The organism is Rhizobium sp. 01T444 (assembly GCF_056398305.1).
In genome coordinates, this window is record NZ_JBFTPD010000029.1 from 63,388 (window position 1) to 83,999 (window position 20,612).

The 20,612-nt window shown below is 62.5% G+C and carries 16 protein-coding genes; 3 read left to right on the forward strand and 13 right to left on the reverse strand.

The window, feature by feature from the left end; all coding sequences use genetic code 11:
- Positions 1-55 precede the first annotated feature (55 nt).
- From AC1DTN_RS29350 to bcoG, 9 genes are all read right to left on the reverse strand, one after another.
- Positions 56-1,687 carry an ABC transporter ATP-binding protein gene (locus tag AC1DTN_RS29350; RefSeq protein ID WP_442206639.1) on the reverse strand — a complete coding sequence of 544 codons (1,632 nt, stop codon included), beginning with the start codon at positions 1,685-1,687 and terminating at the stop codon, positions 56-58.
- On the reverse strand, positions 1,680-2,507 hold the full coding sequence (locus AC1DTN_RS29355; RefSeq protein WP_113325142.1) for an ABC transporter permease: 828 nt from the start codon (positions 2,505-2,507) through the stop codon (positions 1,680-1,682). Before AC1DTN_RS29355 ends, AC1DTN_RS29350 begins: the two co-directional genes overlap by 8 nt.
- The gene (locus AC1DTN_RS29360; protein ID WP_113325141.1) at positions 2,504-3,511 is read right to left on the reverse strand and encodes an ABC transporter permease; all 1,008 of its coding nucleotides are present in this window, start codon (positions 3,509-3,511) and stop codon (positions 2,504-2,506) included. Before AC1DTN_RS29360 ends, AC1DTN_RS29355 begins: the two co-directional genes overlap by 4 nt.
- Positions 3,512-3,608: 97 nt before the next feature.
- Positions 3,609-5,198: an ABC transporter substrate-binding protein gene (locus AC1DTN_RS29365; protein WP_113325140.1), complete on the reverse strand. Its 1,590-nt coding sequence runs from the start codon at positions 5,196-5,198 to the stop codon at positions 3,609-3,611.
- Positions 5,199-5,319: 121 nt separating this feature from the next.
- Entirely contained in the window at positions 5,320-6,102 is a 783-nt protein-coding gene (locus tag AC1DTN_RS29370) for a carnitinyl-CoA dehydratase (RefSeq protein ID WP_442206640.1), read from the reverse strand.
- A 6-nt stretch (positions 6,103-6,108) separates the two neighbouring features.
- Positions 6,109-8,163: an acetate--CoA ligase family protein gene (locus AC1DTN_RS29375; RefSeq protein ID WP_477923754.1), complete on the reverse strand. Its 2,055-nt coding sequence runs from the start codon at positions 8,161-8,163 to the stop codon at positions 6,109-6,111.
- A 3-nt stretch (positions 8,164-8,166) separates the two neighbouring features.
- Positions 8,167-9,327, reverse strand: coding sequence for an acyl-CoA dehydrogenase family protein (locus AC1DTN_RS29380; RefSeq protein WP_477923771.1), 1,161 nt, complete (start codon positions 9,325-9,327; stop codon positions 8,167-8,169).
- 10 nt (positions 9,328-9,337) lie between these two features.
- Positions 9,338-10,828: a carnitine 3-dehydrogenase gene (locus tag AC1DTN_RS29385; protein WP_477923756.1), complete on the reverse strand. Its 1,491-nt coding sequence runs from the start codon at positions 10,826-10,828 to the stop codon at positions 9,338-9,340.
- Positions 10,829-10,835: 7 nt separating this feature from the next.
- Positions 10,836-11,738 (reverse strand): 3-dehydrocarnitine:acetyl-CoA trimethylamine transferase BcoG, encoded by a 903-nt coding sequence (gene bcoG, locus AC1DTN_RS29390; RefSeq protein WP_477923758.1) that lies wholly within the window; start codon positions 11,736-11,738, stop codon positions 10,836-10,838.
- Between the two features lie 41 nt (positions 11,739-11,779).
- Between bcoG and AC1DTN_RS29395 the strand changes: the two genes are divergently transcribed.
- Complete coding sequence (locus tag AC1DTN_RS29395; protein WP_439018890.1) at positions 11,780-12,829, forward strand: GlxA family transcriptional regulator; 1,050 nt, start codon at positions 11,780-11,782, stop codon at positions 12,827-12,829.
- On the opposite strand, the gene AC1DTN_RS29400 is transcribed toward AC1DTN_RS29395, so the two are convergent.
- Positions 12,804-13,679, reverse strand: a complete 876-nt coding sequence (locus AC1DTN_RS29400) for a LysR family transcriptional regulator (RefSeq protein ID WP_477923759.1) — start codon at positions 13,677-13,679, stop codon at positions 12,804-12,806. The genes AC1DTN_RS29395 and AC1DTN_RS29400 overlap by 26 nt on opposite strands.
- A gap of 114 nt (positions 13,680-13,793) precedes the next feature.
- Between AC1DTN_RS29400 and AC1DTN_RS29405 the strand changes: the two genes are divergently transcribed.
- Together AC1DTN_RS29405 and AC1DTN_RS29410 are read left to right on the forward strand one after the other, a co-directional pair.
- Complete coding sequence (locus tag AC1DTN_RS29405) at positions 13,794-14,699, forward strand: DMT family transporter (RefSeq protein ID WP_477923761.1); 906 nt, start codon at positions 13,794-13,796, stop codon at positions 14,697-14,699.
- Between the two features lie 89 nt (positions 14,700-14,788).
- Positions 14,789-16,831: an oxidoreductase gene (locus tag AC1DTN_RS29410; RefSeq protein ID WP_477923762.1), complete on the forward strand. Its 2,043-nt coding sequence runs from the start codon at positions 14,789-14,791 to the stop codon at positions 16,829-16,831.
- Between the two features lie 54 nt (positions 16,832-16,885).
- On the opposite strand, the gene AC1DTN_RS29415 is transcribed toward AC1DTN_RS29410, so the two are convergent.
- Genes AC1DTN_RS29415 through AC1DTN_RS29425 form a run of 3 tightly spaced genes read right to left on the reverse strand, consistent with a single transcriptional unit; the run spans position 16,886 to position 20,608 of the window.
- Positions 16,886-17,407 carry a sarcosine oxidase subunit gamma gene (locus AC1DTN_RS29415; RefSeq protein ID WP_113325132.1) on the reverse strand — a complete coding sequence of 174 codons (522 nt, stop codon included), beginning with the start codon at positions 17,405-17,407 and terminating at the stop codon, positions 16,886-16,888.
- Positions 17,400-20,333: a sarcosine oxidase subunit alpha family protein gene (locus AC1DTN_RS29420; RefSeq protein WP_477923764.1), complete on the reverse strand. Its 2,934-nt coding sequence runs from the start codon at positions 20,331-20,333 to the stop codon at positions 17,400-17,402. Before AC1DTN_RS29420 ends, AC1DTN_RS29415 begins: the two co-directional genes overlap by 8 nt.
- On the reverse strand, positions 20,330-20,608 hold the full coding sequence (locus AC1DTN_RS29425) for a sarcosine oxidase subunit delta (RefSeq protein WP_477923766.1): 279 nt from the start codon (positions 20,606-20,608) through the stop codon (positions 20,330-20,332). Before AC1DTN_RS29425 ends, AC1DTN_RS29420 begins: the two co-directional genes overlap by 4 nt.
- Positions 20,609-20,612 lie beyond the last annotated feature (4 nt).

Consider the following 20,612-nt stretch of genomic DNA (forward strand, 5'->3'; position numbering starts at 1 on the left):
ACCGATTCGCGACGAAGCCATCAGATCCGGATGAGTGCCGGAAGATTTCGAGCCTTCAATTTCCAGCGCTTGCCATCTTCCGCGTCGTCAGTACCCGCTCTAGCCAGCCGATCTCCATCTCGGGCACGGATTTCAGCAGCAGGTCGGTGTAATCGTCGAAGGGCGGCGATAGCGCTTGGGATTTGGGACCGAAGCGGACGAGCTTGCCGCGATGCATCACCGCGACGCTGTCGGCGATGGCGCGCACGATAGCGATATCATGGGTGATGAAGACGTAGGAGAGATGTTCCTCTTCCTGCAGCTTCAGCAGCAGTTTCAGAATGCCTTCGGCAACCAGCGGGTCGAGTGCCGAGGTCGGCTCGTCGCAGAGGATGAGTTCCGGCTTGGCCGCAAGCGCGCGGGCGATGGCGACGCGCTGCTTCTGGCCGCCCGAGAGCTCTGCCGGGTAGCGGTTCAGGAAGCCGTTGCCCATCTCGATCTGGTCGAGCAGTTCCTTCACGCGGCCCGTCTTCGCAGCTCCCCTGAGGCCGTAGTAGAAGGTCAGCGGTCGACCGATGACGTCGCGCACGGTCTGGCGCGGGTTCATCGCCGTGTCGGCCATCTGATAGATGAGCTGGATACGGCGCAGATCGTCGCGCGAACGATGCCTGACCTCGGCGGTCAACGGCTTGCCGGCAAAGGAGATCGTCCCGGCGCTGGGCGCCAAGAGCCCGGTGATGACGCGGGCGAGCGTCGATTTTCCCGAGCCCGATTCACCGACGATCGCTAGTGTCTGTCCCTTCGGTAGATGGAGGCTGACATCGTTCAGGACCTTGAAGCCATTGGAATATTCCGCACTGACGTTTTCGACTTTCAATAAAGTGTCGGACTGGTCGGTTGCTTCCTGTCGCAAGCTCTGCCGTACATTGACGAGGGCGCGGGTATAATCCTCCCGTGGCTCTTCGATGATCTGCCGGACGCTGCCATATTCCACCGTCCGACCATGGCGCAGCACCATGATGTCGTCGGAGATCTGGGCGACGACCGCAAGGTCGTGGGTGATGTAGAGAGCCGCGGTATGGGTCTCCTCGATGGCGTGCTTGATCGCTGCCAAGACGTCGATCTGGGTGGTGACGTCAAGTGCCGTGGTCGGTTCGTCGAAGACGATCAGTTCGGGGTTGGAGCAGAGCGCCATCGCCGTCATGGCGCGCTGCAGCTGGCCGCCCGAGACCTGGTGGGGAAAGCGCTCGCCGAAGCTTTCGGGATTGGGCAGGCCGAGAACGCCGAACAGATAAAGCGCGCGCTTGCGCGCCTCGTCCTTACTCATCAATCCATGTTTGATCGAAGCTTCGACCACCTGATCGCCGAGCCGATGCGCAGGATTGAAAGCAGCGGCAGCCGACTGCGCGACGTAGCAGACCCGCGCGCCGCGAATTTGACGGATGCCGTTCTTGCTGAGCGCCAGGATGTTGGCACCGTCGAGCAGCACCTCGCCGCCGGTGATTTCGGCTCCACCCCGGCCATAGGCGAGTGCGGAAAGGCCGATCGTCGACTTGCCGGCGCCCGATTCCCCGATAAGGCCGAGAACCTTGCCCTTCTGCAGGTCGAAGGAAACCCCATCGACGATCGTCACCCGCCTGGGCGGTTCGCCCGGCGGATAGCTGGTGGCTTCGATCTTCAGATTGCGAACGGAAAGAAGCTCAGGCATCGCCGCGCCCTCCCTTGAGGCTGGATGTGCGTTTTAAGAGCCAGTCGACGACGAGGTTGACACAGACGGCAAGCACGGCGATCGCCGTGCCCGGCACCAGCGCTGCGGAGATGCCGAAGATGATGCCGTCCTTGTTGTCCTTGACCATGCCGCCCCAATCGGCCGCGGGCGGTTGAATGCCGAGGCCGAGGAAGGAAAGTGTCGAGAGGAACAGGATCGAGAAGGCGAAACGCAGCCCGAATTCGGCGAGCAGCGGCGACAGCGTGTTCGGCAGGATCTCGCGGAAGATGATCCAGAGCTTGCCTTCGCCGCGAAGTTTCGCTGCCTCGACGAATTCCATCACCGCGACATCGAGCGCCACGGCGCGGCCGAGACGATAGACGCGGGTGGAATCGAGGATAGCCATGACGAGGATCAGAACGATGAGGTTTTGCGGCAGCACCGCAAGAACCACGAGCGCGAAGATCAGCGTCGGGATCGACATCATTAGATCGTTGAAGCGTGAGAGGACGGTGTCGATGAGGCCGCGCGAGACGGCGGCGGTGAAGCTTAAGATGACGCCGAGCGAGAAGGAGATGACGGTGGCGGCGGATGAGACCAGCAGCGTCGTGCGTGCGCCGTAGATCAGGCGCGAGAGAATGTCGCGGCCGAGATTATCGAGACCGAAGATATATTGATCATCAGGCAACTGCCAGACGTCGCCGACGACCTGCGTCTCGCCATAGGGCGCGATCCAGGGTGCGAAGATCGCGAAGATGAAGGCGACGGCGATGCCAAACATGCCGATCCAGGCGGTGATGGGGATATCTCGCAATCTCATCTTGGATGCCTCAACCTGGGATTGGCGATGATCGCGAGGATATCGGCCATCATGTTGAGGAAGATGTAGACGGCGGCAAAGATAAGGCCACAGGCCTGCACCACCGGCATGTCGCGCACGGTGACTGCATCGACCATGTATTGCCCCATGCCGGGATAGACGAAGACGACTTCGACAACGACGACGCCGACGACGAGATAGGCGAGGTTTAATGCGACGACGTTGATGATCGGCGCGAGCGCATTGGGGGCGGCGTGTTTGACGATCGCGCGGAAGGCGCTAAGGCCCTTCAGCTCAGCGGTTTCCATATAGGCCGAGGACATGACGGAGAGGATCGCAGCCCGCGTCATGCGCATCATGTGCGCGAGCACGACGAGCACGAGGGTCGCCGTCGGCAGCGCGATCGCCTTCAATCGCTCGACGAAGCCCATGCTGTCGTAGACGGTCGCCGGAAATGTGGCCATGCCGAACTTCACCGCGAAGAACAGGATCAGCAGGTAGCCGATGAAGAATTCCGGGAGCGAGATCGCCGCAAGCGAGATGACGTTGATGATCTTGTCAGGCAGGCGGTTGCGGAAGTGCACCGACAGCATGCCGAGGCCGATGGCGAGCGGCACGGATATCACCGCTGCGAAACCGGCCAGAAAAAGCGAATTGCCGAGGCGTTTGCCGATCTGTTCGCTCACCGAATTCTTGCTGGCCCAGGAGGTGCCGAAATCACCCTGAATGGCGTTGCCGAGCCATTCGACGTAACGCGTCGTGACCGGGCGGTTCAATCCGAGATCTTGACGAATATTGGCAACGGCCTGCGGCGTCGCCGACTGGCCGAGATAGGTGGTAGCAAAATCGCCGGGCAGGGCTTCCAGGCCGCCGAAGATCAGGATGGAAACGGCAAAAAGCAGCACGAGGCTGAGCACGAAGCGCTCGAGGATGAGGGCAAGCAGCGGAAAACGCTGCCGGAACCTGAGGCCGGGCAAGATATTGCTTGAGGCAGGATTGGTCATGGCGAGGACCTCGCGCTAAAACGTCGGGAGGACCGCGGGTTTTCATCCCACGGTCCCGGCTTCGTTGAAGGTCGGAGGGGCATGTGCCCCCTTGCCATCAGGCGTCCAGCCAGACGCGCGTTGCGACGTAGCCGTTCGACATGTCGTTGCCGATGTCGTGCACATAACCCTTCACCTGCTTGGTGGAGGCGTTCACGAAATCGTTGAACATCGGCAGGATCACGCCGCCCTCGTCGCGTACCATCATCGCCATGGTGCGATACATGTCCTTGCGCTTGGCTTCATCAAGTTCGGAGCGGGCCTGCAGCAACAGCTTGTCGAAGTCAGGACGCTTGAACTTGGTGTCGTTCCAGTCCGCCGTCGAGAGATAGGCGGTGGAATACATCTGGTCCTGCGTCGGACGGCCGCCCCAATAGGAGGTCGAGAAGGGCTGGACGTTCCAGACGTTGGTCCAGTAACCGTCGCCCGGCTCGCGCTTGACCTCGATCTCGATGCCGGCCTTCTTGCAGCTTTCCTGATAGAGGACGGCCGCGTCGACACCGCCGGGGAAGGCGACTTCGGAAGTGCGTAGAAGGACCGAACCGCTGTGACCTGATTTCTTGTAGTGGAAGGCCGCCTTGTCGGGATCGTAGACGCGCTGCTCAATGCCCTCGGGGAAAAGCGCATAGGTGCTGTTGATCGGGAAGTCGTTGCCGACCTTGCCGTAACCGCCGAGGATCTTCTCCACCATGGTCTCGCGGTCCATGGCGTATTTGAGCGCCAGGCGCAGGTCGTTGTTGTCGAACGGCGCCTTGTCGCAGTGCATGATGAAGACGTAGTGGCCGCGGCCGGCGGTCGAGAGGATCTCGACGTTCGGAGCGCGTTTCAGCAGATTGACGGTCTTCGGATCGACGCGGTTGATGTAGTGGACCTGGCCGGACGACAGTGCCGCGATGCGGGCGGTGGCGTCGTTCATGCCGATGATTTCGATCGAATCGACATAACCCCGGTCCGTGCGCCAATCGTCCTTGTTCCTCTCGAAGGTGGCGCGGACGCCGGGCTCGAAGCTCGTCATCTTGTAGGGGCCGGTGCCGATCGAGGCCAGCGGATCGTCGACGCCGCCGTTCGGCTGGATGACCAGATGGTAGTCCGACAGCAGCAGCGGCATGTCGGCATTGCCTTCGGAAAGCGTCAGCACGAGATTGCCGCCGTCGGCCTTGATCTCCTTGATCGAACCGAGAACACCGAGCGCGCCGGATTCCGACTTCGCGTCGGTGTGACGCTTCAGCGTCGCAACGACGTCGTCGATGGTGAGTTCCTTGCCATCGTGGAACTTGACGCCCTTGCGGATCTTGAAGGTCCAGGTCGCCGCGTCCTTCGACGGCTCCCAGGATTCGGCAAGCGACGGCACGGCAGCCCCCGTCAGCGGATCGGATTCGACCAGCATGTCGCCCCAGCAGCGGCCGATGCAGAACATGACCTGCGACAGGAACTTCGCCGGATCCTTCGAATCGGTGGCGGCACCACCTTCGAGGCCGAGCTTCAGATGACCGCCACGCTTCGGTTCGGCGGCCTCGGCACTTTCGGTAAAGAGCTTATCGGCAACAGCAAGCGTCAGGCCGGCTGCCATGGCGCGTCCCAGGAATTCGCGGCGGCTGAGGCCACCGGCGGTCACCCGGCTTGCGAGATATTTCGTGTAGTCGTTCATTCCCCTTCTCCTTCTTATGGTGCGTTGACTTCGGTTTTTGGGCATGATCCCCGAACGGTTTCCTCTTCCGTTCGCGGTGCCCGCACGCTTGCGGGAAGATGATGCGGTTGCCGCCGCCTTGTTACCGTCCTTTCCAGTTAGGGCTTCGTTTCTCGGCGAAAGCCCGGGCGCCTTCCAATTGGTCCTCGCTCGAATAAAGTCGGTCGACCGTCGCAAACTGCCGTTTGGTGATTTTGTTCATGGCAGTCTGGAAGGTCGAACCCTCCGATTCACGGACGATTTCCTTGATTGCCGCGTAGACGAGCGGCGGTCCGCTTTCGAGCCGGCGGGCGAGATCCCAGGCCCGCTCCATCAGCTTGTCCGCTGGCAGGATCTCGTTGACAAACCCCCAGCGATGCGCCTCCTGGACGTCAAGCCAGCGGCCGGTCAAAAGCATGTCCATGGCGATATGATAGGGGATGCGCTTCGGTAGCTTCACCGAGGCGGCATCGGCAACCGTGCCGGAGCGGATTTCCGGAAGGGCGAAGGTAGCATGTTCGGCTGCGAGGATCAGGTCGGCGGAGAGCGCGATCTCCAGCCCGCCGCCGCAACAGATGCCGTTGACGGCACAGATGACCGGCTTGTTGAGATCGCGCAGTTCTTGCAGCCCGCCGAAACCGCCGACACCATAGTCGCCGTCGACCGCGTCGCCTGCTGCGGCAGCCTTCAGGTCCCATCCGGCACAGAAGAATTTCTCGCCCGTGCCGGAGACGATCGCCACGCGGAGCAAGGGGTCATCGCGGAAATCACGGAATACCAATCCCATGGCGCGGCTGGTCGCAAGGTCGATGGCATTTGCCTTCGGCCGGTCGATGATGACTTCCAGCACTGCGCCAACCTGTCGGGTGCGAATGGGGTCGCTCAACCTATGCTACCTCCTTCGCCGGATCAGGGCATCGACTGCGGCAACGCCGCGACTTTCGGGAAGAACCATCAATGGATTAATGTCGAGTTCCTCCAGCCGTGCCGCATTCATTACGACATAATCTGCCGCCCGTGCGACAGCCGTCACGGTCGCTTCGAGGTCGCCCTTCGGGCCTCCACGATATCCTTCAATCAATTTTGCGATCTTCAGGCGTGAAATTGCTTCTGAAATATCCGATCTCGTCGTTGGCAGTGGCAGAATGACGGAATCCTCCAGCAATTCGACGAAAATCCCGCCGGCGCCAAGCGTCAGCGACAATCCGAAAACCGGGTCGCGGGAGGCGCCGACAATCAGCTCGGCGACGGGACGGTCGATCATCTGCTCGACCAGAAAACCGCTTGTCACAGCCATCTTTGATGCGGCATCCGATACGGCCCTTGCATCCTTCAGGTTGAGTACGACCGCTCCTGCTTCGGTCTTGTGTGCGACGCCGAGCGCTTTCAGGACGACGGGAAAGCCGATCCGCTCAGCACAATCTGCCGCCTGAAGGGGCGTACTCGCAATCAGGCCTTTGGGTATCCGAAGGCCGGCGAGGTTGAGTTCCATCTTGGCATCGGCCTCCGTCAGCGTTTCGACGGCGCCTTCAACGGACGGCATATTGAGAAGCGGCAGGGGAGGCGGTTTGCGCCAGGCATGGCCGATGCCGGCTGCGACTTCCGCGGCAATCAGGGTTTCATCGATGCCGCAGAAGGGAACGACGCCTTCGGCGATCAGGCGGCTGGCGACGGCCTCCGGCATGGTCTCGGGCAGGGTCGCCAGGATCCCGGCGAGTGCGTCTGTCGCAGAGGCAGCGGCAATGACGGCATCCGCCGTCGTCACCCAGTCGGCTGTACTGCACCGGTCGGTGCGGGGAAAATCGAGCACGACGAGATTAAGGGCGTAGCCACCCTCGAACATGGCAGTGAAAGCCTCTGTCTGGCGCGCGAGATCGCCCCACACGAACGTGTGGTAGTCGAGCGGATTGGAAAGCGTCACCATGTTGCCGAGGATGCGTCTCAGACGCGGCAACTGGTCCGGCTCGAGGTCCCGGAACGCAACAGCGCGCCCGACTGCAGCATCCGCCATCAACGAGGCCTCGCCGCCTGAACAGCTCATCGAGGAGATCGAAGCGTCTGGCAGCGGGCCGGCGACATGCAGGAGCTTCAGCGTTTCAAGCAGCGCCGGCAGCGTTTCGACGCGGCCGAGGCCGAGGCGGGAAAGCACCGCATCGGCCAGGGCATCGCCACCGGCAAGCGATGCGGTATGGGAAAGCGTTGCCTGTCTTGCCTGTTCGGACCTGCCGACTTTCAGCACGACAACAGGCTTTTTCGTCAGGCGGGCAGTGGCGGCGAGGCGTTCGAGCGCGGCCGGATCTCCAAAGCCTTCGACATGCACGCCAAGCGCCGTCACGCGCGGGTCGGAAAGCAGGCCACAGGCGACGTCGGACAGCGAAGTTTGCGCCTGGTTGCCTGAGGTCACGACATAGGCGATCGGCAGACCGCGCGTCTGCATGGTCAGGTTGAGCGCTATATTCGACGATTGGGTCAGGATCGCTACGCCGCGATCGACACGCGCCATGCCGTGCTGGTCGGGCCAGAGCAGCGCGCCGTCGAGACCGTTGATAAAGCCGTAGCAGTTCGGTCCGAGGATCGGCATGTCGCCTGCAGCGGCAATCAGCGCCTGTTGCAGGTCGGCGCCATCGGCAAGTTCCGCCACTGCCTCGCTGAAGCCTGAGGCATAACAGACCGCGCCGCCGCCGCCAGCTGCCGACAGGCTGCGAACGATCTCGATGGTCAATGACCTGTTGACGCCGACGAAGGCCGCGTCTGGCGGAGAGGGCAGTTCGGAAACATTTCTGTAACACCTCCGTCCGAGGACCTCATCGAGCGTCGGATGAACGGGCCAGATCTCACCCGCAAACCCCATCCGGTCGCACTGTTCGATCACCCGGCGCGCCTCACGGCCGCCGAAGACGGCGATCGTTTGTGGTCTGAACAGGCGCTCGAGCGGGCGGGAGGTCATCGGCTACGCTCCCAGAGGCCGCAGGAGATCGCGGCTGATGATATGGCGCTGGATCTCCGACGTGCCGTCCCAGATGCGCTCGACGCGCGCATCACGCCAGAAGCGGGCGAGCGGCAGGTCATCCATCAGGCCCATGCCGCCATAGATCTGGATCGCCTCATCCGTGACGCGCGCAAGCATTTCAGAGGCGTAGAGCTTGGCCGACGCGATTTCGCGATCGGAGGATAGGCTGGCATCCAGGCGCCATGCCGCCGAAAGTGTTAGCCAGTCGGCTGCGTCGATCTCCGTGATCATGTCGGCAAGCTTGAAGGAGACGCCCTGGTTGGCGCCGATCGGCCTGCCGAACTGCTTGCGCTCGGCGGCATAGGACAAAGCCATGTCGAAGACGCGCCGCGCCCTGCCGACGCAGGTGGCAGCGACCGTCAGCCGCGTGCCGTAAAGCCACTGGTTGGCAAGCTCGAAACCGCGATGCAGTTCGCCGAGCACCTGGGACTGCGGAATACGGCAGTCAGCAAAGCTCAGGGTGCAATTGTGATAGCCGCGGTGGGAGACGGAATCATAGCCTTTGAGAATCTCGAAGCCCGGCGTGCCGCGATCGACCAGAAATGCGGTGATCTTCTTCTTGAGGCCTTTTGGCGTTTCCTCCTCGCCGGTTGCGGCAAAGACGATGATGAAATCGGCGGCATCGGCATGCGAAATGAAATGCTTGGTGCCATTGAGCACGAAATCGCTGCCGTTGCTGCGAGCGGTGCATTTCATGCCGCGCATGTCAGAACCGGCGTCCGGTTCGGTGATCGCCAGCGCGTCGATCTTTTCTCCGCGGACGGCAGGAAGCAAATAACGTTCGCGCTGCTCGCCCTCGCAGGCCATCAGAATGCCGGAGGGACGTCCGAAAAAGACTGTCAGCGCCATGGAGCCGCGGCCAAGTTCGCGCTCAACCAGCGTGAAGGTGACATGGTCGAGGCCGGCGCCGCCGGCCTCTTCGGGGAAATTGCAGGCATAGAAGCCGAGGTCGATGCATTTGCGTCGGATCTCAACCGCGAGATCCGGCGGGACGATGCCGGTGCGCTCAACCTCGTTTTCATGCGGATAGATTTCGGTTTCGACGAAGCCGCGGACCGTCTCGACGATCATTTCCTGCTCTTCGCTGAGGCCGAAATCCATGACGATCTCCTTATCGTTTCTGGCCGACATGGCGGCCGGCCCCTTCCGGGGGAGGCAGCGTTGAGTGAGCCGCGGCAATAGCATTCGCCTTGTCGAGTACGGCGGCTGGCGCTGGGGTCGCCTTGCCGGCCTCGGTATCGACATGCAGCAGCATCTGCTCGGCAGTGGCGAACACGGCGCCGCTCTCGGTGTCGCAGATCGTGTGGAAGAGGTGCAGCCGCTTCTCATCGACTGCGAGGATCTGGCATGTCGAATGGATGGCCTGCCCGAGCTTTGCCTCGCCGAGATGGCGGATATGGGTCTCGACCGTATAGTAGCTCTGCCCAGCCTCGACATAGGCAAGATCGACCCCGATCAGGCGCAAGAGCGCGTCGGAGGTGTCGCCAAAGACCTGCAGATAGCGATGCTCCGTCATGTGGCCATTATAGTCGACCCAGGCGGGGCTCACCTTCGTCTCGACGAGCTTCAGGGGTTCTGTGGGATCGACAGCAGCGGTTTTCCCGCCGCCTGCTGCCCAGAGGGCACGTTCGAAATCCTTCAGCAATTCGCCGGCACCCCAGCCCTTGCCGTCGTTTCCGGCCTTCAGCGCCTGCAGGATGCCGACGAGGTTTTCGTCGCGGATGCGCTCCAATGCGCGGATTGAAAGACCGGCAGCCTGTTCGTCGGATTGTTTTCCGATCTTCTCGATCAGCGCGTCGTCGAGATCGACGACGTCGGTTAGCTTCGTCCAGGGCCAGGCAAGGCATGGCCCGAACTGGGCCAGGAAATGGCGCATGCCGGCCTCGCCGCCGGCGATGCGATAGGTCTGGAACAAGCCCATCTGCGCCCAGCGCAGGCCGAAGGAATAGCGGATGACGTCGTCGAGCGTCTCGACGGTGCAGATATCGTCATGGATGAGCCAGAGCGCCTCGCGCCAGAGCGCTTCGAGCAGCCGGTCGCCGACGAAGGCCTCGATCTCCTTGGCGATATGGACGCCCTTCATGCCGATCGGGACCAGACACTCCATCGCTGCCTCGATGGTGGCTTTCGAGGTCCTCTCACCGCCGACGATCTCCACCAGCGGCAGCAGGTAGACGGGATTATAGGGATGGGCGACGAAGAGACGCTCGGGATGCTTCATGTCGCGCTGCAGGTCGCTCGGCAGCAAGCCGGAAGTGGATGAGCCGATCAGGGCATCCGGACGTGCGGCAGCGTCGATCTCGCTTAAGACGCGGCGCTTCAAATCGAGCCGTTCCGGCACGCTTTCCTGGATCCAGTCGGCACCGGAGACGGCCTCTTGCAGGGACTTTTCGAAGGTGAGCCGACCTCGCGGCGGCAGCGGGGCGCCGGTCAGCATCCCATAGGCCTTTTCCGCATTGGCAAGGACCTCGCCGACGATGCGGCTTGCTTCCGGATGCGGATCGAAGACGCTGACATCAATGCCGGCAAGCAGAAAACGTGCAATCCATCCGCCGCCGATGACGCCGCCGCCGATACAGGCCGCTTTGGTAATCCCTGTCATTTCGTCCTCAGCGCTTCGTCAGTTTCAGTTTCTTGCGGACGTCCTCAGGACCGATGATCCGCGCGCCCATGCCTTCGACCACCTGCACCGCCTTTTCGACGAGCTGCGCATTGGTGGCGAGAGCGCCCTTGCCGATATAGAGATTATCCTCCAGGCCAACGCGAACATTGCCGCCCGCCAGAACCGCGGCAGCTGGATAGGCCATGGCGTTGCGACCGATCGAAAAGGCTGAGAAGGTCCAGCTATCGGGCACGTTGTTGACCATTGCCATGAAGGTGTTGAGGTCGTCGGGGGCACCCCACGGAATGCCCATGCAGAGCTGGATGAGCACCGGATCCTCGATCAGGCCCTCTTCGGCGAGCTGCTTTGCAAACCACAGATGGCCGGTGTCGAAGGCTTCGATCTCGGGACGCACACCGAGATCGGTCATTTTCTTGGCCATTGCCCGCAGCATGGCGGGCGTGTTGGTCATGACGTAGTCGCCGAGATTGAAGTTCATCGTGCCGCAGTCGAGCGTGCAGATTTCGGGAAGGCATTCGGCAATATGGCTGACGCGCTCGGTTGCGCCTGCCATGTCCGTCCCCTTCGCCTTTAAGGGAAGGGGGCTTTCGACGTCGCCGAAAATCAGGTCTCCACCCATACCGGCCGTCAGGTTCAGCACCACATCGACGTCTGCCGAACGGATGCGGTCGGTGACCTCCCTGTAGAGGTCGTTGCGGCGGCTCGCGGCACCGGTTTCCGGATCGCGGACATGGCAGTGAACGACCGCCGCCCCAGCCTTGGCGGCGTCGATCGCGGAATCCGCGATCTGCTTGGGAGTAATGGGAACGTGGCTGGATTTCGAAACCGTATCGCCGGCACCGGTGACGGCGCAGGTGATGAAAACATCGCGGTTCATCGCAAGAGGCATGTTTGTTGTTCTCCCTCGTCTTGAGGGTATTACGCGCCAGGATGGGAGAGGATGCTTTGCATTTTCGGAATCGATCGATACATTATCGGAACACTAGGGAGGGGACTGTGCTGGAGCGATCGACGGAACGGCTCGACATCGATCTTCTCGTCCTGCCGGATACCAACCTCATCCTTATCGCTTCCGTCATCGAACCGCTGCGCGGGGCAAACCGCATTTCCGGCAGCGAGCTCTACCGTTGGCGCATCTTCACGCCTGATGGAGAAGCGGTGCCGACAACCAGCCACATTGCCATACCGACACAGGGAACGTTCCAGACCACGGCATCGGATACGCCGCTCTTCGTGCTGGCGAGCTACAACTGGCGGCAAAGCGCGACTGCTGGCCTGAAGATGCAGCTATCGCAGGCGGCACGCCACCGGACCATGATCGCCGGCATCGAATCCGGTACTTGGCTGCTTGCGGAAGCCTGCCTGCTCGACGGCTTGTCGGCGACCGTCCATTGGGAGGACTACGAGGATTTCGCGCTCGCCTATCCGCAGGTCTCGGTCGTCAAGGACCGGTTCGTCATCGACGGCAAGCGGCTGACCACATCAGGCTCGCTGCCGACCGTGGACCTGATGCTGGAGGTCATCCGGCGGCGTCAGAGCTATTCGCTGGCGCTCGAGGTCAGTCGGCTGTTCCGCTACGAGCAGCCATCCTTTCATGCCGACGAGGCGCTGTCGGCGGGCTTGCGCATGGATGATCCGCGGGTGGCCCACGCCGTGCGGCTGATGGAGGACAATATCGAGCAGCCGATCGTGCTGGCGCGTCTTGCCCGCAGGGTCGGGATCAGCGCCCGGCACCTGCAGGATCTCTTCCAGGCCTCGATCGGTGCGCCGCCCCATATCCATTATCTTGCCCTGAGATTGAATGCGGCGCGGCGCAAGGTGATCGAGACGACGGCATCCCTTGCCGATATTGCAGCCGCAACCGGCTTCAATTCTGCCTCCGCCTTCGCGCGAAGCTATCGGGCAAGCTATTCCGAAAGTCCCTCGGAAACGCGGCGACGGCTGCGGCATACGGTCAGGCCATCGGAGGCCCGGCCATAGGCTGGAAGGCGTCGCGCACCATCTCGGCAAGCTCGCGAACCGCTTCGCTCGACCGGAATGTGTTGCGACGAAGAACGACCCTGGAGGAATCGACCGGCGGGAAGCCGTCCTCCGTCGTCAGTTCCCGGCAGCCGGGCGGGATATTGCTGCGCGACAGCGTCGTCACGGCAAGACCGGCCGTCACGGCGTTCTTCAGCCCGGAACTGGTGTCGGCAATGAAGGCGACCCGGTAGTTGCGCCCGAGCTGGTGTAGGGACTTCAATGCAAACTCGCGACACCAGCTCGAGTCTCTATAGGTTGCGATCGGCAGCGGGTCGATGTCGTGCAGCCGGTGGACGATCGAGGTCACCCAGACGGTCGGGTCGATGCAGAGCACTTCGCCACTCATCTGATCGCTCCAGTCGAAGACGACGGCGAGATCGAGCTCGTCGCGTTCCAGGGCGGCGATGTTGCGGACAGTATAATCGCAGGAGACCGTGACTTCGACGGCCGGATGGCGAACGGCAAAGGCCGCAAGTGCCGCGGGCAGCACCGTCTGGCTATATTCCTCGGGAATGCCGATGCGGACAGGACCGCCGAGCGGTTTGCTGCGGATCGTCGCCGCCGCCTCGCTCAGGAGATCGATGACACGGCGGGCATAGGGGACGAGCTGGACGCCCTGACGTGTCAGCACCACCCCTCGGGCGCCGCGTTCGAACAGTGCTTCGCCGATCGTGTCTTCCAGCTTCTTGATCGCAGCACTGATCGCAGACTGTGTTCTGCCGACGCGCTGTGCGGCCGCCGAAAAATTGGTGGTCTCGACGACGACAAGGAAGGTTCGGAGAAGATCACTCTCGATGGGCTCGCGCATGGACAGCCATAGAAAAAATCGATGACATCCATCTCTACTATTCGTTTGTCTGATGTCAATTGCGGGTGCAAAAAGGAGGTGCGTTCGACTTTTCCTCCTTCGAGAATAACCTGCGTGACCATTGACCATCCGGCCAGGCACCTCGGTGCCGGCGAGCGCGAGAAGGGCATCCTTCTCGTTATCGGGGCGACGCTTGCCTGGAGCGCCAGCGGGGTCTACTCGCGGCTCCTGACGACCGATGTCTGGACGGCCATTGCCTGGCGCTCGCTGTTCGGTGGGCTGTTCCTGCTGATCCCCTGCCTGTTCCTCGAAGGCGGGATTTCGCGAAAGCAATGGCGTTCGGTCCTGCATCCATCCGGTCTGGCTATGATTGTCTGCCAGACCGTCAGTCAGGGCTGCTTCATCGGGGCGCTCTATATGACCAGCGTCGCGAATGTGACGATGATCTATTCGACCGCACCCTTCATCGCCGCCCTGTTCGGATGGATCATCCTGAAAGAGGGGGTCGCCAGGCGCACGCTGATTGCCGGGGGCATTTCTCTTCTGGGTGTTGTGGTCATCGTTGCCTCGTCGATCGGCGGCGGGACCGGGCTCGGCGACCTGCTGGCGCTCGGCATGACGGTTTCCTTCGCACTCGTCATCATCATTCCGCGCATCAATCCCGAGGTGCCGAGCCTGCCGCCGACCGTTGTCAGCGCCTTCCTGACGCTTATCATTTTCGCCCCTTTCGGCTCGGTCGGCTCGCTCGATCTTCACAACTGGATCGTGCTGGCAGCCTTCGGAGCGACCAATTTTTCGCTGGCGCTCGTGCTTTTCCTGGCGGGGGCGAGGCGAATGCCGCCGGCCGAAGCCGCACTGATCGGAACAATGGAGATTGTATTGACCCCGTTCTGGGTCTGGCTCATGTTTTCCGAACAGCCGCCGATTGCCACCTTCTTTGGGGGTGCCGTCATCCTTGGAGCCGTGCTCTGGCACACCGCAATCGACCTTAGCCGCAGCCGGCGGGCGCATGCCGGCTAGAATGCGGCGTCGGCCGGATCGTCATTCGTTGCGGCATCGGCCAGAATAGCGGTTCGATTGCCACTCCCACCCAAGCGACGAGAGCGGATATGACCTCTAGAGATCCCCTGCTGCAGCCTTTCCAACTCAAGCACCTGACGCTGAAAAACCGCGTCATGTCGACCGCTCACGAGCCGGCCTATTCGGAAAACGGCATGCCGACGGATCGCTACCGGCTCTATCACAGGGAAAAGGCGAGAGGCGGTATTGCACTCACCATGACGGCGGGATCGGCGGTCGTCTCGCCTGACTCTCCGCCATCCTTCGGCAATCTCCATGCCTATCGCGACGAGATCGTGCCCTGGCTGAAGAGACTTGCAGACGACTGTCATGAGTTCGGTGCAGCGGTCATGATCCAGCTCACGCATCTTGGCCGCCGCACGGGCTGGAACAGGGGCGACTGGTTGCCTGTGCTGTCAGCCTCGCCGATCCGTGAGCCGGCGCACCGGGCCTTCCCGAAAGAGGCCGAAGACTGGGACATCGACCGCATTGTGGCAGACTATGCCACGGCGGCGCAGCGCATGCAGGAAGCCGGCCTCGACGGTATCGAGATCGAGGCCTACGGCCATCTGCTGGATGGCTTCTGGTCGCCGGCGACCAATCGGCGCGAGGACGAATTCGGCGGTTCGCTCGACAATCGCATGCGTTTTTCGGTCATGGTCACGCGGGCAGTTCGCGAGGCGGTCGGGCCGGATTTCATCGTCGGCATGCGCCTTGTCGCCGACGAGGACTGGGAGAAAGGACTGTCACGCGAGGAAGGCATAGAGATCGCTTCACGATTCGCGCGATCCGGCGATATCGATTTTCTCAACATCATTCGCGGTCATATCGACAGCGATGTCGCGCTCAACGAGGTCATTCCGATCCAGGGCATGGCGTCTGCCCCGCATCTCGATTTTGCCGGCGAAGTGAAGGCGATAACAAAGTTCCCCGTCTTTCATGCTGCGCGCATCGGTGACGTGGCAACAGCCCGTCATGCGATCGCCGAGGGAAAGCTCGACATGGTCGGCATGACGCGCGCCCATATTGCCGATCCCCATATCGTGCGCAAGATCGAGAGCGGTGAGGAGGCTCGCATCCGGCCCTGTGTCGGCGCCACCTATTGTCTCGACCGTATCTACGAAGGCGGCGAGGCACTCTGTATCCACAATGCCGCGACCGGTCGTGAAGGGCAAATCCCGCATGAGATCCCCAAGGCGGAGATCCGTCGTAAGGCGGTCGTGGTCGGTGCCGGACCGGCCGGTCTCGAGGCCGCCCGCGTGCTTGCCGAGCGTGGCCATGAGGTGGATGTTCTGGAAGCGACCGGAAAGGCCGGCGGACAGGTCAATCTGCTTATCCGCAATCTCCGGCGCAAGGAGATGATTGGTATCATCGACTGGCGGCTGGCGGAACTGGAGCGGCTGGGTGTTCGCATGCACTATGATGTCTACGCAGAGGCAAGCGACGTCATTGCTCTTCAACCCGACCTCGTTGTCATTGCGACCGGTGGCATCGCGCAGCAGCCAGAACTCGATGCAGGCGATGAGCTTGTGACATCTTCCTGGGAAATCCTCGCCGGCGGCGTCAGGATCGCCGACACTGTACTGCTCTTCGATGACAATGGCGCACATCCGGGCATGTCGGCGGCTGAGGTGATTGCCAGAAGCGGCGCGGAGCTCGAGCTTGTGTCGCCCGAACGCTTTTTCGCGCCCGATATGGGGGGCATGAACCACGTGCCCTATGCCCGTACCTTCGCAGAACGGAACGTCAAGGTGACCATCAACACGCGGCTCAAATCCGTCCGGCGCGACGGCAATGCCCTTGTCGCCGTACTCGGGTCGGATTTTGCAGACGGCGCACAGTGGGAGCGGCGCGTCTCCCAGGTCGTCGTCGAACATGGCACGCTTGCCAATGACGGGCCCTATCTTGAGCTGAAGCCGCTTTCGCGAAATCTTGGTGCGGTGGACTATTCCGCCCTGATCAATCGTCAGCCACCGCTGCCGCTGCGCAATAGCGAGGGGCGTTTCGACCTCGTGCGGATCGGCGACGCGGTTTCCAGCCGCAACATCCATGCCGCCGTCTATGATGCGCTGAGGTTCTGTTCGTTGTTTTGAGCTCTTGACCGTGGGCCTGGCTTTTGTGTGTCTATGTGACCTCAGGGCCCGCGCTCAGCCCGCCGCGACGTGTTCGAGCATCTCGTAGAGATCTTCGGCAAAGCTGCGCAGCACCGTGAGCTCGAAGCTTGTCGCCTGCGTGCGCGTCAGCTGGACGGAGACATGTCCGAAAAGTGTAACGGCCGATTGGCCGACGGGGAAAGCGGCGGGATCGAGGTCGACCGCCGTTCCCCGAGTGAGCAGGTCCGCAGCGCGGGGACCTGAAAGAGCGATGCGGATGCGGCCATGGCTCTGATCGCAGACGAAGCTTCTGCCTCTCAAATGATCGGCAAGGAGCGCGATACGCGAGGGCGACAGGCTTTCCTCGCCTGTTATATACCATTGCTGATAACCGGCCACTCGCGCAGCGCTCGTTGCCAGTCCAGCGGCAGAGAGCGCGTTGGCGAGGCTATCACCGTCGATTGCGCCCATGACATGCAGGAGATGGCCTTCCGGCAGCGGCTCCAGCCGGATGCCGGAGCCTTCAACTGTCGCCTTGCCTGTGAGAGCTGGCTTGTGTTCGGGACGTTCAGGCATGGAGCTTCTCGTTGTCGGGATCGATGAAGACGGGACTGCAGAGCACCGCCTCGGTGAATTCGTTTCTCAGGCCATTCCAAACCACGACCTTTTCGCCCATGCGCTCAGGCCCACGCTTGACGAGCGCAAGGCCGATCGTATGGCCAAGACTCGGTGAGAAGGCGCTCGAGGTCACATAGCCCTGGTCGTTTTCAAGGGTCGCTGCGGCATGCTTGGCAAGGATATGGGAACCGGTGCGGAAGCTCGTCGCCGGATCGAGCGGCTTGACGCCGACGAGACGGGGGCGGTCCTCGGCCTGCAAACCTTCGCGGGCGAGCATCGCCTTGCCGATGAAGTCGGGCTTGGTGGCCGAAACCATGCGGGAGAAGCCGAGATCGCCTGGCGTAACCGTTCCGTTGATCTCGGCATGGGTGACATGGCCCTTCTCTATGCGCATGACCCCGAGTGCCTCGGCACCGTAGGGGCAGATGCCGTGCTTTTCACCCGCCTGCATGATCCGGTCGGCGACCCATTCGCCGTAGCCGGCCGGCACGGCGAGTTCATAGGCGAGTTCGCCGGAAAAGGAGATCCGGAAGAGCCGGCCCTCAAGCGAGCCGCCGAAGAGGGAGACCACGCGCGCGCTCATGAAGGGGAAGGCGGCATCGGAAATATCCGCGTCGACGATCTCGGAAAGGATCGCGCGCGATTTCGGGCCGGCGACCGCCATCTGCGCCCATTGGTCGGTCGAGGAGGCAAAACGGACGTCAAGTTCCGGCCAGAGCGTCTGGGCGCAGAATTCGAGATGGGTCAGCACGCCGGCGGCGAGCGCCGTCGTCGTCGTCATGAAGAAATGGTCCTCGGCAAAGCGGCTCGTCGTGCCGTCGTCGTAGATCATGCCGTCCTCGCGCAGCATGATGCCATAGCGCGCCCGGCCGACCGGTAGCTTGGCAAAGCCGTTGCAATAGACGCGGTCGAGGAAGGCAGCGGCATCCCTGCCGAAGACCTCGATCTTGCCGAGGGTGGAGACGTCGCAAATGCCGGCATTCTGCCGGATGTTCAGCACCTCGCGGTCGACGCTCTCACGCCAGGTCGTCTCTCCCGCACGTGGAAACCACGAGGAGCGGTACCAGAGCCCGGTCTCGACGAAGACGGCGCCATTCATCTTTGCCCAGCCATGTAGCGGTGACCTGCGTACCGGCTGGAAATGACGGCCGCGCGAGCCGCCCGTCAGGGCGCCGAAGGAGACAGGCGTATAGAAGGGACGGAATGTGGTCGTGCCGACGTCGGCAGGCGACACGCCGCGGGCCTCGGCCAGGATGCCGATCGCATTGATATTGGAAAGCTTGCCCTGGTCGGTCGCCATGCCGCTTGTCGTATAGCGTTTGGCAAGCTCGACATGCCCATATCCCTCGCGAACGGCAAGGCCGAGATCTTTGAGGTGTACGTCGTTCTGATAATCAACGAAGGCCTTGCCCTTTCCGCCCTTGACGGACCAAAGCGGCTTCGAGGCCGCCTCGGTTTCCTCGACGGGCGCGAAGGCGGGCTCAACCTTGACGAAGCCGATCGCCCTCAGTGCCTCAACGGCCTTCGCCGCGCCATCGCCGAGGCAGGCGCCCGTCGCGCCGAGCCCGGCCGCAGAGCCGGCAATCGACAGTCCCTGCTGGCGTTCCGGCGCCAGGAAGGCTGCCCTTTCCTCGGACCAGACCGGCTTGGCGCCCCGATGGCAGGCAAGATGGATGATCGGGCTCCAGCCGCCGGACATGGCAAGCGCATCCGCCTCGATGCGCTGCACTGCCGAAGCGGTCTCGATCGTGACATGGCGCAGGCGTTGGCCGCCATGCGCGTCGCGCACGCGGCTGCCGTTCAGCACACGGGCGCGCCCGGACCAGGCACTGCCGGCCGCATCGCGGCTGTCGACGATGGCGGCGACATCGACACCTTCGGCTTCGAGGGCGGCCGCCGTGCGATAGCCGGAGGCATTGCTGGTGAAGATCACGGTGCGGGCGCCGGGCGTCACCGCCTGGCGGCTGAGATAGCTGTGCATAGCACCGGCCACCATCACGCCTGGAATATCGTTACCGCCGAAGACGAGCGGACGCTCTTCAGCGCCCGAGGCGAGGATTGCCTGTTTGGCGATGATGCGCCAGAGGCGCTCGACGGGCCGATGCGGATCGGGCAGCGCCACATGTTTTTGCACACGTTCGACGGCGCCGAAGACATTGTCGTCGTACCAGCCGACGACGGTGGTGCGCGGCAGGAGACGGACGTTCGGCAGGCCCTCGAGTTCGTCGAGCATGTCCTGCAGCCGGGTGCCGTTTTCGAGGAGCAGACTGCCGCCGAGCGCGAAATCTTCGTCGGCGAGGATGACGCGGGCGCCGGCGCGTCCTGCCGTCAGCGCCGCTGCGAGCCCGGCAGGTCCTGCGCCGATGACGAGCAGATCACAGTGAGCCCAGCATTTCTCGTAGGAGTCAGGATCGGGCTCGTAGGACGCCTTGCCGAGGCCGGCGGCCTTGCGGATCAGCGGCTCGTAGAGCTTTTCCCAAAGGGCGGCCGGCCACATGAAGGTCTTGTAGTAGAAGCCGGCGCTCAGGAAGGGCGACAGCAGGCCGTTGACGGCGCCAATGTCGAAGCCGAGCGAGGGCCAGCGGTTCTGGCTGCGGGCGATGAGCCCGTGATGGAGTTCGATCATCGTGGCACGCGTATTGGCCTCTGTGCGGCCGCCAGTGCTCGTCGTGACCAGCGCGTTGGGCTCGGCTGCACCCGCCGTCAGGATGCCGCGCGGCCGGTGATACTTGAAGCTGCGGCCGACAAGCTGGATGCCGTTGGCAAGAAGCGCGGAGGCGAGCGTATCACCGGGATGGCCGGCCAGTTGTCTGCCATCGAAGGTAAAGTTCAGCGTGCTCGATCGGTCGATCCGGCCACCGCTGGGAAGCCGCGAACTCGTCATGCCGCACCTCCGAGCTTGGCAAGCGCGGCATCGCTGACGGTGTGAACGGCGTGGGTGACGGTGTCGCGCTCAACAATCAGCCAGCGCCGGCAGCCGGAGGAATGGTGCCAGTACTCCTTATGCCGTCCCCTCGGATTATCCCGCAGATAGACGTAGTCGTACCAGGTGTCAGCGCCGGCATCGGCCGCCGGCCGTATCAGGCTCGCATCGCCCCGGATGGTGAATTCTTCCTTGGGACGGATGCCGCAATGAGGGCAGGAAATCAGGCTTGCCATGGCT